Source organism: Roseateles sp. SL47, from assembly GCF_026625885.1.
GTDB lineage: Bacteria > Pseudomonadota > Gammaproteobacteria > Burkholderiales > Burkholderiaceae_C > Roseateles.
In genome coordinates this window covers 5968752-5982665 of the sequence record NZ_CP113068.1, presented here as the reverse complement: position 1 = coordinate 5982665, position 13914 = coordinate 5968752, and the positions used below count along the sequence as shown (strand labels likewise).

Annotated in this window: 9 protein-coding genes and 1 pseudogene; 5 read left to right on the top strand and 5 right to left on the bottom strand. The window is 65.3% G+C overall.

The annotated features are described in order from the left end of the window. Positions 1-5 precede the first annotated feature (5 nt). Positions 6-737, bottom strand: a complete 732-nt coding sequence (locus OU995_RS25880) for a GntR family transcriptional regulator (protein WP_267833036.1) — start codon at positions 735-737, stop codon at positions 6-8. A 66-nt stretch (positions 738-803) separates the two neighbouring features. On the opposite strand from OU995_RS25880, the gene uraH reads away from it, so the two are divergent. The 3 genes and pseudogenes from uraH (at position 804) to OU995_RS25865 (ending at position 3521) form a co-directional block, all read left to right on the top strand. Beyond that, the gene (uraH, locus tag OU995_RS25875; protein WP_267833035.1) at positions 804-1160 is read left to right on the top strand and encodes a hydroxyisourate hydrolase; all 357 of its coding nucleotides are present in this window, start codon (positions 804-806) and stop codon (positions 1158-1160) included. 7 nt (positions 1161-1167) lie between these two features. Next, positions 1168-1982: pseudogene (gene xdhC, locus OU995_RS25870) on the top strand (xanthine dehydrogenase accessory protein XdhC). A 270-nt stretch (positions 1983-2252) separates the two neighbouring features. Beyond that, positions 2253-3521 carry a urate hydroxylase PuuD gene (locus tag OU995_RS25865; RefSeq protein ID WP_267833034.1) on the top strand — a complete coding sequence of 423 codons (1269 nt, stop codon included), beginning with the start codon at positions 2253-2255 and terminating at the stop codon, positions 3519-3521. A gap of 24 nt (positions 3522-3545) precedes the next feature. Here the strand turns inward: OU995_RS25865 and OU995_RS25860 are convergent, their stop codons facing one another. Both OU995_RS25860 and OU995_RS25855 read right to left on the bottom strand, forming a co-directional pair. Then, the gene (locus OU995_RS25860; protein ID WP_267833033.1) at positions 3546-5402 is read right to left on the bottom strand and encodes a methyl-accepting chemotaxis protein; all 1857 of its coding nucleotides are present in this window, start codon (positions 5400-5402) and stop codon (positions 3546-3548) included. Positions 5403-5835: 433 nt separating this feature from the next. Next, positions 5836-6903, bottom strand: a complete 1068-nt coding sequence (locus OU995_RS25855) for a Bug family tripartite tricarboxylate transporter substrate binding protein (RefSeq protein WP_267833032.1) — start codon at positions 6901-6903, stop codon at positions 5836-5838. Positions 6904-6971: 68 nt separating this feature from the next. Between OU995_RS25855 and OU995_RS25850 the strand changes: the two genes are divergently transcribed. Beyond that, complete coding sequence (locus OU995_RS25850) at positions 6972-7406, top strand: HIT family protein (protein ID WP_267833031.1); 435 nt, start codon at positions 6972-6974, stop codon at positions 7404-7406. On the opposite strand, the gene OU995_RS25845 is transcribed toward OU995_RS25850, so the two are convergent. Then, positions 7407-7886 carry a hypothetical protein gene (locus OU995_RS25845; protein WP_267833030.1) on the bottom strand — a complete coding sequence of 160 codons (480 nt, stop codon included), beginning with the start codon at positions 7884-7886 and terminating at the stop codon, positions 7407-7409. A 718-nt stretch (positions 7887-8604) separates the two neighbouring features. Here OU995_RS25845 and OU995_RS25840 point away from each other — a divergent pair. After that, positions 8605-11409: a M16 family metallopeptidase gene (locus tag OU995_RS25840; RefSeq protein WP_267836388.1), complete on the top strand. Its 2805-nt coding sequence runs from the start codon at positions 8605-8607 to the stop codon at positions 11407-11409. Positions 11410-11767: 358 nt separating this feature from the next. On the opposite strand, the gene OU995_RS25835 is transcribed toward OU995_RS25840, so the two are convergent. Beyond that, positions 11768-13858 (bottom strand): M3 family metallopeptidase, encoded by a 2091-nt coding sequence (locus OU995_RS25835; RefSeq protein WP_267833029.1) that lies wholly within the window; start codon positions 13856-13858, stop codon positions 11768-11770. Positions 13859-13914 lie beyond the last annotated feature (56 nt).

Here is a 13914-nt window from a genome sequence, read left to right as displayed (position 1 = left end):
TGTTCTCAGGAGGCGCGGGCCTTGCGAGGGCGCCGCAGCACGGACTTCAGATCCTGCACCCGGGGATTGAGGCGCAGGTTCGCCTCCACATTGCCGAGATGGGTGTCCAACAGCTTCAGCACCGCGCGCTTGTCGCGGGCCTCCAGGGCATCCACGATGGCTTCATGCTCGGCCTGGGATTCGGCGGCGGAATGCGAGCTCTGGTACATCAGCGCGATCAGGGAACTGCGCGAGAGCAGATCGGTGAGGATCTGCGCCAGCACCGCATTGCCCTGCATGCGTGCCAGCACCACATGGAAGTCGGCCAGCAGCCGGGTGCGGCCCGGCACGTCGGTGCGGCTGACCGCCTCGCGTTCCTGCTTCAGATGGGAGCGCAGCTGGCGCACCTGCGCGGGGGTGATGTGCTGGCAGAGGTCGGCCAGCATCGCGGCTTCCAGCATCTTGCGCACCTCAAAGACCTGCCGTGCCTCTTCCACGCTCGGCTGGGCCACAAACGCGCCGCGTGCGGGTTCGAGTTTCACCAGCCGGTCCCGGCTGAGCTGGTTCAGGGCCTGCCGGACCAGGGTGCGGGAGCACTGGAAGATGTCGGCGATTTGCTGTTCCACCAGCTTGGTGCCGGGCATCAGCCGGCGCTCCACGATGGCCTGGGTGATGGCGGCGGTGATCTGTTCCGTCACGGAGCTGCCCGCAGGCAACTCGGCCAACGGGCTGGACGGCTGAAGGGGCGATTCGCTCATTGTGCTCCGGAGTGTATACACTTTGGGTGATCAACAGCCTGGGGCGCCGATCTGCGCCGACCTCCGATGGGAAAGCTCACCACCCATGTGCTGGACACCATGCATGGCGCACCTGCGGCCGGCATGGCGGTCCGCCTGTTCCGCCTGGACGCCGATGGCCACGCGCACCTGCTCAAGGACCTGCGCCTGAATGACGATGGGCGGGCCGAGGGGCCGCTGCTGGAGGGGGCGGGTCTGCTGCCGGGCCGTTATCGGCTTGTGTTCGGTGTGGCAGCCTACTTCACCGGGCGAGGGGTGACGCTGCCGCAGCCGCCGTTCCTGGATGAAGTCCCGCTGGACTTCGGCATGGCCGACGCATCGGCGCACTATCACGTGCCCTTGCTGGCCAGTCCCTGGTCCTATTCCACCTACCGGGGCAGTTGAGGTGACCCTGCGCCCGTGGCAGACCCTGGCCCTGCGGCTGGCGCGAGCACCGGCGGTGCTGGTGCGTGTGGCGCAGCTGGAGGGCAGCGGGCCGCGCGAGGTGGGGGCCTGGATGGCGGTGACCCCGTCGGATGTTGTGGGCACCATTGGCGGAGGCCAACTGGAGTTCGATGCCCTGGACAGGGCGCGCCCGCGCTGGCGGCGGGGCGGGTGCTGGAGCCTCGGCAGCGATGCGCGCTGGGGCCCAGCCTGGGCCAATGCTGTGGTGGCGTGGTGTGGCTGGACTACGAATGGCTGGACGCCAGCGCGATTGCCGGCCTGGCGGAGCGCCTGGGCAGCCAGCAGGACTGGCCGGCGGTGGCCTTGTTTGGGGGCGGCCATGTGGGCCATGCCATCATGACGCTGCTGGCGCGGTTGCCGGTACGGGTGCACTGGATCGACAGCCGAGAAGGCATCTTCCCGGAGCCGTTGCCGGACAACGTCCGGGCGGAACAGTCCGAGCCGGTGCAGGGCGCGGTGGCGTCGCTGGAGCCGGGCTCGCGGGTGCTCATCATGAGCTTCAGCCATGCGGAGGACCTGGACATCCTCGCGGCATGCCTGCGGCGCCAGCGGCAGCAGCACGACCTGGCGTCCATCGGCCTGATCGGCAGCAAAAGCAAATGGGCGACCTTTCGCCACCGGCTGGAAGCGCGTGGTGTCACCGAAGACGAACTCGCGCGGGTGATCTGCCCCATCGGATTGCCCGGCATTCACGGCAAGCAGCCGGAGGTGGTGGCCTTGTCGGTGGTGGCGCAATTGATGATGGATCCGCCCGAGGGCTGAGGGCCTCTCCGCGCTGATCAAGGCCGTTCAAGGTTCTTCCAGGCCGTTCAAGATCGTGGAGAGCTATGCCACGCCCTTGAACGTGGTGAGGCCGACGTCTTCCGTCTTCCCGTCTCCACCGCGCGACGCTTTTGGGGTTGGCCCTCCTCGGTCGGTGTCCGGATCTGTATACACTTTGCTCACGTCGCCGCGGCGCCTGGAACACAAGCGCGACGCTCGGCCGGACTACAGCGCCCGCAGTGGTGGTCCGGTGTCTGCTGAATGTGTCTGATGGACAGTTATCTGCTGGACTGGGCCAACCTGCTGCTGCGCTGGTTGCACGTTGTTGTGGCGATTGCCTGGATTGGGGCTTCGTTCTATTTCGTCTGGCTGGACAACCATCTGGTGCCGCCTGTGGCCGGCGATCTGCGGGCCAAGGGGGTGGACGGTGAGCTCTGGGCGGTTCATGGGGGCGGCTTCTACAACCCGCAGAAGTACAGGGTGGCGCCGGCCCATCTGCCGCAGCATCTGCACTGGTTCTACTGGGAGAGCTACTGGACGTGGATGAGCGGTTTTGCGCTCTTTGCGCTGCTCTATCTCTTGAATGCCGACACCTACCTCATCGACAAGCGGGTGCATGACTGGAGCGCGCCGGCGGCGGTGACGGGGGCCTTGTGCTTCCTGGCGGGCGGCTGGTTGCTGTACGACCAGATCTGCCGCCACTTCGGACGCCAGGCGGATGGCAGCATCGGCCATGACGGGCGGGTGCTGGGTCTGGTGGCGGTGGTGATCGGGGTGGCGGCTTGGGGCGCCTGCCAGCTGTTTGCCGGGCGGGCGGCCTTTGTCATCGTCGGCGCCATGATCGCCACCATGATGACGGCCAATGTCTTCTTCTGGATCATCCCCGGCCAGAAGCAGGTCATTGAGGACATGCGGGCAGGGCGCCCGGTGGACCCGATCTTCGGTCAGCGCGGCAAGCAGCGCAGCGTACACAACACCTACTTCACGCTGCCGGTGCTCATTGCCATGTTGTCCAACCATTACGGCATGCTCTACAGCCATGCGTGGAACTGGTTGGTGCTGATCGCGTTGATGTTGGTGGGGGCCTTGGTGCGCACCTGGTTCGTCAGGCGTCACAAGGGGGTGAATGCCTGGCCACTGCTGGTGCTGGTGGGGGCCCTGCTGCTGGCGCTCATGCTGGCGCTGGCGCCGTCGCGCAGTGTGGAGGGGGGCCTGGCGGTGCCTGGCCGTGCTGGGGCTTCTGCACAGGCAAATGCGGCTCAGGCCGCTGGTGCGGCCTCTGCGGCCCCTGCGGGCGTGGCCCCGGGGGTGCCCACTTTCGAGCAGGTGCAGGCCATTGTTCACAATCGATGCCAGGCCTGCCACAACGCAGCGCTGGCACCGAAGCGCATCCAGTTGCACACGCCGGAGCTGGTTGAGCAGCACGCGCAGGACATCTACCAGCAAGCGGTGGTGCAACGCGCGATGCCCTTGAACAATGCCACGGGCATCACCGAAGAGGAGCGCGCCACACTGGGCCGCTGGTTCAAGGCGCGTTGACGGCGCCTTCCTGCGACGTTCCGGTCACACCCGGAAGCGCCCCACCTGCTCCACCAGCCGGTGGGCCTGCTCCCGCAGGCTTTCCGCGGCGGCGGTGCTCTCTTCCACCAGCGCCGCATTCTGCTGAGTGCCCTGGTCGAGCTGGGCGACCGCACCATTGATCCGCGTCACGCCCTGCGCCTGCTCATGCGCAGCGGTTGAAATCTCGCCGATGATGTCGGTCACACGCCGCACGCTGGTCACGATGGCCTTCATCGCGGCACCGGTGTCGCTCACCAGACGGGCGCCCGACTCCACACGTTCGCCGCTGGCGGTGATCAGACCCTTGATCTGCTTGGCGGCTTCCGCGCTGCGCTGCGCCAACTGACGCACTTCCGAGGCGACCACCGCGAAACCGCGGCCTTGTTCGCCTGCACGAGCGGCTTCCACGGCGGCGTTCAGCGCCAGGATGTTGGTCTGGAAGGCGATCGAATCGATGGTGCCGATGATGTCGCTGATCTGGCGGCTGGCGCTGCTGATCTCGTCCATCGTGTTCACCACCTGCTGCACCACGGCGCCACCGCGCTGGGCGGCCTGGTCCGACTCACCCACCAGCTGATGTGCCTGCTGCGCCGAAGCGGCGGTCTGGCTCATGGAGCCGGCCAATTCTTCCAGGGCGGAAGCCGTCTCCTGCAGATGGCTGGCCGACTGCTCGGTCCGCGACGACAGGTCGCGGCTGCCGGCGGCCACTTCCGCGCTGGCGGTGCCGATGCTGTCGCTGGCGTGCCGCACTTCGGTGATGGTGCTGGCCAGTTGCTGGCGCATCTGCTCCACGCTGGCAGCCAGGGCGCCCATGTCGTCCTGCTGGTTCACACGCACCGGATGCGTCAGATCACCGGCCGCCACGGCGGCCACGGCACGGTTGAGCTGGGCCATCGGCTGGCCCACCCAGCGGCCCAGCAGCCACGTCACGCCCAGGCCCAGCATCACCACAGCCAGCAGCATCAGGCCCCACAGTGCCCACAGCGTGTTGTAGTGCGATGCCAGGGCGGTGGAACGCGAGGCCTCGGCCACGACCCACCAGCCGGTCGCCTTGGAGCGTTGCGCCACGGCGAATGCGTCCTGGTGGTCCGTGTTGTAGACGCCGGGAATTTCTTCCAGCACGCCATCCTTGTCTTCGGCCAGACGTTTCACCAGGGCTTGGGCGACCTCGGGCTTGAGGACGTCCGCGAGCTTCTTGCCCTTGGCGGTCGGATGGCCGCGCAGTTGGGCGTCTTCCGGGGTCTTGCCCGGGTCCAGCAGATACAGGCCGCCGGTCTCGAACAGCTTCACGGCGCCGGCCAACTGCACCAGTTCCTCCTGCAGGCCGCGCATGTCAAAGCCGATGAACAGAATGCCGACGATCTTGCCGCCGGCATCCTTCACCGGCGTATAGCGGGTCATGTAGGGCACGCCGAACAGCGTGGCGGGGCCCACGTAGGTCTCACCGGCGCTCACCTTGGCGTAGGGCGTGCCGGCGGTATCCAGCAAGGTGCCCATGGCGCGCGAGCCGTCCTGCTTCTTCAGCGAGGTGGTGATGCGGATGAAATCGGTGCCCTTGCGGGCGAAGATCGTGGCCACGCCGCCGGTGCGGTGGGTGAAGTTGTCGGGCAAATCCAGGTTGCCGTTGATCTTGCGCCCGTCATGCGAGAGTTCCCCCTCACCGTCCAGCACGAACTTGCCGTCCGGCAGATCGGCTGCCAGCACGTCATACAGACGGTTGGCCGAGTCGCGGGCGGTGCGGTCCAGGGCGTCGGCCACGCGTGCCACGGAAGCGGCCTCGCTGGCCATGTAGTCGTCCGTGCGCGCACGCGCCTGGTTGGTCAGCACCCAGGACAGGGCGCCGCAGATCACCACCAACATGGCGGCAATACCAAGGCTGGCCAATAGGGAAACACGACGGGCAACCGTCGTGCGGACAGGAGAATTTGGGTTCATAGCGGGCGATCACCAACGAGGGCGGAAACGAGGGGACTGGGTTCGTCTCTCCTACGCCTTATTGCTTTGTTTTTGGCGCAGATCAAACTGTAAGCTTCTGATGAGCGATTAGCGATCGTTTTACCGACATGTCGCGGGAATAACCTCTTGCTATTTCGCATTCACGTGAAGTAATGCGCGGCGGTGAGGGCAGCGATATCCGAGCTGTCAGAGGTCCGCAAGGCGGGAGGGCGTTGCTCTTGACAACACTGTACGGTAGGGAGCCCGGCCTGTCAGTTTCGATGGCCGGTCCCAAGCAAAGCGCGTGGGTGGGACGCTTGGGGGGGGCACCACGGAGCCCCGTTGGATGCGGCCCGAGTCAGTCGGCCGTGATCCCCCGGCTGCGGATCAGTGCATGCCACTGGGCGGTTTCCTGTTGGATGAATCGCACCAGGGCGGCGCCATCGGTGGGGGCGACCTCCAGCCCGAACTCTTCCAGCCTAGCCTTGAGATCCGGCTGCCCCAGCGCCTTGAGCACCTCCGAGGTCAACCGGTGGGTGATGGCGTCCGGAGTTCCCTTGGGCACAAAGAGCCCTTGCCAGGCGCTCACGTCGACACCTCGGACGCCGGACTCTTCGAATGTCGGCACGTCGGGCCATGCCGCCACGCGCCGGCTCGACAGGACGGCCAGCGCCTTGAGCTTGCCGCTGCGCAGATGGGGCAGGGCCGCCGCAGTGTCCAGAATGCCCATGGGCACCACACCGCCGATGAGGTCCTGCGTGGTGAAGGCGGTTCCCCGGTAGGGCACATGCACGATGTAGCTCTGGGTCCGGTCCTTCAGCAACTCCATGGCCAGGTGGTGGGGGCTGCCCACGCCCGGTGAGGCGTAGCTGTACTTGCCGGGCTGCGCCTGCACCTGGCGCAGCCACTCCTGCACCGACCCGAAGCCGGCTTGTGGATTCACCACCAGCAGCAGCGGGAAGCGCGCCATGAAGGCGACCGGCGTGAAGTCCGACGGGGCGTAGGGCAGCTTCTTGTAGAGCGCCCCGTTGAACACCATCGCGCCGTTGTCGCCGGTGAGCAGGGTGTAGCCGTCCGGCGGCGACTTCGCGGCGTTGTCGGTCCCGATCACACCGGCCGCGCCGGGGCGGTTGTCGATGATGATGGTCTGGCCCACAGCACGCCCCAGGGCCGGGGCCAACTGTCGAGCCAGGAAATCCGACCCGCCACCCGCTGGATAAGCCACCACCCAGCGAATGGGCTTGGCCGGCCAGGTCTCGGCATGCACGATCGCGGGGGCGCTGGCCATCAGGCCGGCCGAGGCCACCCCCAGCCGCTGACCCAGCCATTGACCCAGCCCTCGCGCAGTGGCGGACTGAGAGCCCAGATGGGCGGCACTGCCCAGCAACAGCGATCGGCGGCGGGCATCGGGCTGGCGGACGGCCATGGAGTCTCCTTCTTCGGCTCAGATAGAGTCGAGCGGATCTTAGCCAGCGGCCCTGGCCGCTTTCCCCCATGGAACACCCTGATTGCCCCCTCTGCCGCGATGCTGGCGGACACCTGGTGGCCAGCGCTGCGCGCTGGCGTGTCATTCGTGCTGCCGAGCCCGACTTCCCGGCTTTCTATCGCGTCATCTGGACCGATCACGTGGCCGAATTCAGCGATCTCACACCGCTCGACCGTGAGGCGTGCATGGCGGTGGTGCTGGCGGTGGAGCAGGCGCTGCGGCAGCATCTGACCCCGACCAAGATCAATCTGGCCACGCTGGGCAATGTGGTGCCCCACCTGCATTGGCATGTGATTGCGCGATTCGACTGGGACAGCCACTTCCCCAACCCGGTGTGGGGCGAGCGTCGCCGCACCCTGCCGCAGGACGCCGCGTCACGTCTGCCGATCTCCCTGTCTGCCCTGGATGCCCATGTGCGCGAGGCCGTGAGCGGGCTGGGCTGATCACTCGGACAGCAAGGCCACCGAGCGGCTCCGACCGTTGCCACCGTCGGACGTGGGTTCATTCACAAACTGCAGTTGCATCACATACAGCTTGTCCGTTCCTTCGGTCTGGCAGCTCATCTGTCGTACGGCGCGCCGGATGTCGCTGCGGTACTCGAAGGGGCCACCCACCTGGCGAATTTCATCAATGGACGCCCCGGACAACCGGAAGGTGACGGTGGTGATGCCTTCACTGCGATGCCGGGCTTGAGGCAGGCTGAGCACCTGGGACAGATAGGCCTCCACACCTGGGCAGGTGGCGCGGACATTGGTGTACACCGGCTCGTTGCCCCGGCGGGCATGGACGGTGACGCGGTCCAGATCCAACGGTGCGGCGTGCGCCAGGCTGGTGACGACGCCGGCACACAGGCCGACGAGCATCATGACCAGAGACGCCAGCGAAGGCCGGGCGGATGGGGACGGGGCGCGAACGGGGTTCATGCGTGACTCCTGACTGGCTGCATTCATGCGCACACACGGTGCGCGGTGACGGTGACTGACCCAGTCAGCTTAGGAAGTCGGTTTGCATCGGCCAAACGGGAAGCGACCAACCGGCGCTGCAAAGGGTTGCACTGCAGGGCGGTGGCGACGAACTGCAAATCCAGTGGATGAGCCGAGGGGGCGACGCAAGGCGTTTGATGCCTGACGGAGGGGCGTCATGGCTTCCTGCATGGGTGAGAAGTCATGATCACAGCACCCTCAATTCAAGCCATTCAAAGTTCCGCCCGAACCACAGACACTTCAAGGACGCGACAGCGGCGCCCAAACGGGCCGGCGTTCACGTTCTGGCATTGAAACCAGCTGAGAATGCATGAGCCGGGTATCGGTCGGGTATCGGTCGGGTATCGGCTCGGGCATCGGCCAGGCATGAGCCAGGCAAGAGCCGAAATGGTCGCGAACCGCCCCCGGTCTGTCTTCAATGTGCTGTCTTCAGCCTGTCATGTAGGAGTGTCTGCGGATGTCTGCTGTACCCATGATCACCCGACCCTTGTCCCCACGGCGTGGACTGGAAGGGGCTTCTCTTCCGGTTCCTGCAAACTCTGCTGCAAGTGCATCGGCCCCTGCCAGACATGGCCGTCATACCGTTGCTGCCCGCACTGCCCGTCATGGCCACAATGGCGCTCCGCGCCACTGGCTGCCGCAGGCGCTGACGTTGGCTGTGCTGCTTGCGTGTGGGGTGTCCGCCGGTTGGGCGCAGCGCTCCGGGGGCGAGACGGCTGCAGCACCATCAACGCCATCAGCCACAACAACGACGGCCGCACCAACGACGGCCGCACCAACGACGGCCAAGGCTATCCGCGTCGGGCAGGCCACGTTCGTCCGTGAGCTGGGCGGCATTTCCGAATACCGTCTCCCCAACGGCCTGCAGGTGCTGCTCTTCCCGGATGATGCGCAGAGCACCACCACGGTCAACATCACCTACCGGGTGGGCAGCCGTCACGAGTCCCCTGGCGAATACGGCATGGCGCATCTGCTGGAGCATCTGATGTTCAAGGGCACACCGCGGCATCGGGATCTGGCGGAGGTCTTTGCGCGGCGCGGCATGCGTTTTAATGGCACCACCACCAGCGACCGCACCAACTACTTCTCCAACTTCAATGCGGACCCGGTCACGCTCGACTTTGCGTTGAGCCTGGAGGCGGACCGCATGCTCAACAGCTTCATTGCCAAGTCCGACCTGGACAAGGAAATGACGGTTGTGCGCAACGAATTCGAGCGAGGGGAGAACGAGCCGTTTGAGGTGTTGAGCAAGCGGGTGCAGGCGGCGGCTTACGACTGGCACAACTATGGCCACGACACCATCGGCCCCAAGAGCGACATCGAAAACGTTCCCATTGACAAGCTGCAGGCGTTCTACAAGCGTTACTACCGTCCGGACAATGCAACGCTGATGGTGGCGGGGCGTTTTGATGCCAAGGCCACGCTGGCCCGCATCAGCCAGTTGTTCAGCCCGCTGCGCAATCCGGCCACGCCCGTCCCGCGCCCCTACACGGTGGAGCCGCCGCAAGACGGTGAGCGCACGGTCGTGGTCCGGCGGGTCGGGGGCCAACCCATCCTCCTGGCTTACTACCATGTGCCGGCCATGGCGCATCCGGACAGTGCACCCCTGCTTGTGCTGGGGTTGATGCTGTCGCTGCAGCCGAGTGGTCAGCTCTACAAGGAACTGGTGGAGCCCAAGCTGGCGCTGGCCGCAGGGCTGACCGGCCTGGGAGCTGCGGACCCGGGTGGCATCCGGGCCTATGCCGTGCTGCCGCCGGATGCCGACAAGGCGGCGGTGGAGCAGCGGCTCCTGGACATTGTGGAAGGCCGCAGCAACAAGCCGTTTGAAGCATCTGAACTGACGCGTGTTCGCGAACTGGCGCTGATGTCGTACCGGGATCAGATGAAAAACCCAGAGGCGCTGATCCAGCAGATCTCCAGCCTGGGCGCCACGGACTGGCGTCTGCTCTTCCAACTGATGGAAGACCTGCCCAAAGTGACATTGGCGGATGTGGAGCGGGTGCGCCAGGCTTACCTGCGCCCCGCCAACCGGACGCTGGGCCGGTACTTGCCGGCCGCTCAGGCCGAACGTGTGGAGATTCCGGCTGCGCCGCCGCTGGAGGCTCGCCTGGCCGGTCTGCAAGGCCCACCCAAGGTGGAGGAGGGGGAACGATTTGACCCCACCCCGGAGCACCTGTTGGCGCGCACCGTCACACGGCGACTGCCCTCCGGCATGGAGCTCAATACCCTCTCCAAACGCACCCGCGGCAACACCGTGCAATTGGAAATGCAGCTGCGCTGGGGCGAACGCAACGAAACCTTTCAGCGCAAGGGGACGGACCTGGTGGCTCGCCTGATGGACGAAGGAACGCCCACCTTGTCGAAGCAGGCGTTGCAGGACCGTTTGGTGCAACTGCGAGCCAATCTGAGCATCAGCAGCGGCGACCAGGGCGCGACATTGCGGATCTCGGCGGAGAAAGATTCCCTGCTGGAAGTCCTCAAGATGGCGGCGGATCTCATGCAGCACCCGCTGCTTCCGCAGGCCGCCTTTGATCGCGCGCAGAAAGCCGGGCAGGCCGGGCTGGAGGCGCAGCGTCAGGAACTGGAGACGCTGCGTCAGCAGGCGGTGCGTGAGCACTACAACCGCGCGCGGGGCGTGAAGCTGGGGGATCCGGACTACCTGATGACCACAGACGAGCAGGTGGCGCAGCTCAAGTCCACCACGCTGGAAGACATCAAGAACTTCCACGCACGCTATTGGTCCGCCAATCAGGCTCGGGTGGCGGTGGTGGGGGCGGTGCCCGAAGGGCTCGACACGGCGTTGGACCAGCTGTTTGGCCACTGGAAGAAGCCGGACGCGCCGGCGTATGTCCGTGATGTTCCCAAGGCGGACCAGATTCCGGCAGCGCGTTTTGACGCCATTGCGCGCGACAAGGCCAATGCGGAGATGCGCTGGCGCCTGGACTTTGCGCTCAACGACCGTGACCCGGACTACCTGCCGCTGATGGTGGCGGCGCACATCCTGGGTGGAGGTTCCTTGGAGAACCGCCTCTCAGTCAGTGTGCGGCAGAAGGCGGGCCTGAGCTACGGGGTGCGCGCTTCCATGTGGGCACCGCACTTTGGGGACGATGCCGACCTGATCATTGGGGGCACTTTCGCGCCGCAGAACCGCGAGCAAGTGCTGGCACTGGTGAAGCAGGAGCTGGAGCGCATGGGTCGCGACGGCATTACCGAAGCTGAGCTGAATCGAACCAAGACCGATCTGCTGGAAGGCTTGCGCCAGAGCCGGGCTGATGATGCCCGCCTGAGCGATGTGCTCCTGACCATGTCCGACCAGGGCGAAACCTGGAAGACGGCAGCGGAGCGTGAAGCGAAGCTTCGTGCGCTCACGGTGGCACAGGTCAACGAAGCTTGGCGCAAGCGAATCAAGGTCGACGGTTTTGTCATCTCCACGGTTGGCGACTTCAAGGACAAGGCCCCCTAAGCAATATCCGCCGGACCCACCGTCAGGCCCACCACCAGACCAATCACCACAACAAGCACCACACGAAGCACCACACGAAGCACTGGGCCAGTGATAGGGCACGGTGGATGTGAAGCTGCTTGCCCTTGGCTGTGGGTGTGGTGTGGGAGGAGCCGAGGAGCGGAGGGAGTCGGGGGGCGCGCGGAGCGCGCATCAATAACTAGCTAGAGGGACCGGCTGTTTGAGCGAAGCGAGCCGAAGGTGAGCGAAGCGAGTTGGGCCCGCCCCGACTCCTGAGCACCGGAGGGGAGTCTTGAGGGCTGGAGGCCCTCAAGACCTCCGGACTCGCCACAGCCAAGGGCAAGCGGCGGCCACTGCTTCAAGCCATCCCTTGATGCCGCAACAAGGCGTCAATCTTGGGCTCCCGCCCACGAAATGCCTTGAAGTTATCCATCGCATCCCGGACGCTTCCCATGGAGAGGATTTCCTCCAGATACCGCCGCCCGGTGTCCGGATTGAAAACGCCTTCTTCCTCAAACGCGCTCCAGCAATCTGCCGAGAGCACTTCCGCCCATTTATAGCTGTAATAGCCAGCCGCATACCCCCCCGCAAAGATGTGGGAGAAGCTGTGCTGGAAGCGATTGAATTCGGGCGGCGGGTTGACGGACACCTCGGCCCGAACTTCATTCAGCAGGTCTTGAATGCGCGTTTCCGAGCCGGGCTCTGCATGCAGCCGCATATCGAAGAGTGCGAACTCGATCTGCCGCAGCGTCTGCAAACCGGCCTGGAAGTTCTTCGCCGCCAGCATTTTGTCGAACAACTCGCGGGGCAATGAAGCGCCGGTATCCACGTGGCCGGACAACTGCTGGACAACTTCCCACTCCCAGCAGAAGTTCTCCATGAACTGACTGGGCAGCTCCACCGCATCCCATTCCACGCCGGAGATCCCGGACACCCCCAACTCTGCCACCCGTGTCAGCAGATGGTGCAAGCCGTGGCCGCACTCGTGGAAGAGGGTGATCACATCGTCATGGGTCAACAGGGCGGGTTTGCCGTCTGCGCCCTGCGGGAAGTTGCACACCAGATGGGCCACTGGAATCTGCTCGGTGCTACTACTGCTGCTGCTGCCGCTGCTGCTTTTGGCCAGATCCGGACGGCTCCAACGGCTGCGCACTTCGTCCATCCAGGCACCGGGCCGCTTGCCATTACGAGCGAACAGGTCCAGATACACCTGCCCGATCAATTGACCGTCGCGGCGCAGCTCGCAGAATTGAACGCTCTCATGCCACACCGATGCTTGAGCGGGCACCAACTGCACGCCGAACAACCGGTCCACGATGCGGAACAAACCTTCCAGCACCCGCGGCAAGGTCAGATACTGCCGAACCTCCTGATCCGAAAACGCGTACCGCGCCTCCTTCAGCTTCTCCGACACATAGGCCAGATCCCAGGCTTCGAGGGCCGGCATCTGCAAGGCCGCCTTGGCAAAGTCTCTCAGCTCGTCCAGATCCCGCTGCGCATACGGCTTGGCGCGTGCGGCCAGATCCCGCAGGAAATCCATCACCTGCGCGGGTGAGGTGGCCATTTTGGGCACCAGCGAGGCTTCCGCGAAATTATTGAAGCCCAACAGCAGCGATTCTTCCTGACGAAGCGCCAGCAACTCCTGCATCAACGGGCTGTTGTCGAATTCTGGCTTCTCCGCCAGCTCGCTCGCGCGGGTCACGTAGGCGCGGTAGAGCCGCTCCCGCAGCGACCGGTCTTCGGCATATTGCATCACCGGCATGTATACCGGGAAGTGCAGTGTCAGCTTGAAGCCCTCACGCCCATCCTTCTCCGCCGCTGCCCGTGCATTCGCCTGCACGTCTGGCGGCACGCCCTGCATCTCCTGCGCGGTCGCAAACAGGCTCCAGCTGTCGGTGGCATCCATCACATGCTCGGAGAATGCTTGCGCAATCTCCGCGCTGCGCTCCTGGATTTTGGCGAACCGCTCCTTGGCCTCCCCGGACAACTCCGCACCCGACAGCACAAAGTCCCGAATGGCATGCTTGAGCAGTTGCCGGCGCTCCGCGCTCAGCCCCTGGCCGCCCGCGATGGCTTTGTATTTGGCATACAGCGCTTCATTCGCGCCCAGCCCGGTATAGAACTCGGTCACGGCGGGCAGTACCGCGTTGTACGCCTCCCGCAGCGCGGGTGTGTTGGCTACCGCATTCAAATGACCCACAGCCCCCCAGGCGGTACCCAGCCGCTCAGTGGCGACGTTCAGCACGCGGGACAGGGTTTCGTAGTCGGCCGGCGCATCCGGCGCTGTTACCTGGGCCAGCGCTTGCCGGGCCTCTTCCAGCAACTCGCTGATGGCCGGTTGAATGTGGCCCGGCTGAATGGCCGCGAAATCAGGCAGCGGCGCGGTGGAGAGCAGGGGGTTGGGCGCCGTAACGGAAACAACGGCGGGGGAAGCAGCATTGACGTCCATGCAATCCTCTGGAAACTGATGGCAGGCGAAGGTTCAAGTGTCTCAGCCTTTCGACG

What these genes read in the sequence shown, in the direction of transcription:
- OU995_RS25880 (WP_267833036.1), bottom strand. Translation starts at nt 737, where the DNA reads ATGAGCGAATCGCCCCTTCAGCCGTCCAGCCCGTTGGCCGAGTTGCCT.
- uraH (WP_267833035.1), top strand. Translation starts at nt 804, where the DNA reads ATGGGAAAGCTCACCACCCATGTGCTGGACACCATGCATGGCGCACCT.
- OU995_RS25865 (WP_267833034.1), top strand. Translation starts at nt 2,253, where the DNA reads ATGGACAGTTATCTGCTGGACTGGGCCAACCTGCTGCTGCGCTGGTTG.
- OU995_RS25860 (WP_267833033.1), bottom strand. Translation starts at nt 5,402, where the DNA reads ATGTTGGTGGTGATCTGCGGCGCCCTGTCCTGGGTGCTGACCAACCAG.
- OU995_RS25855 (WP_267833032.1), bottom strand. Translation starts at nt 6,903, where the DNA reads ATGGCCGTCCGCCAGCCCGATGCCCGCCGCCGATCGCTGTTGCTGGGC.
- OU995_RS25850 (WP_267833031.1), top strand. Translation starts at nt 6,972, where the DNA reads ATGGAACACCCTGATTGCCCCCTCTGCCGCGATGCTGGCGGACACCTG.
- OU995_RS25845 (WP_267833030.1), bottom strand. Translation starts at nt 7,886, where the DNA reads ATGAACCCCGTTCGCGCCCCGTCCCCATCCGCCCGGCCTTCGCTGGCG.
- OU995_RS25835 (WP_267833029.1), bottom strand. Translation starts at nt 13,858, where the DNA reads ATGGACGTCAATGCTGCTTCCCCCGCCGTTGTTTCCGTTACGGCGCCC.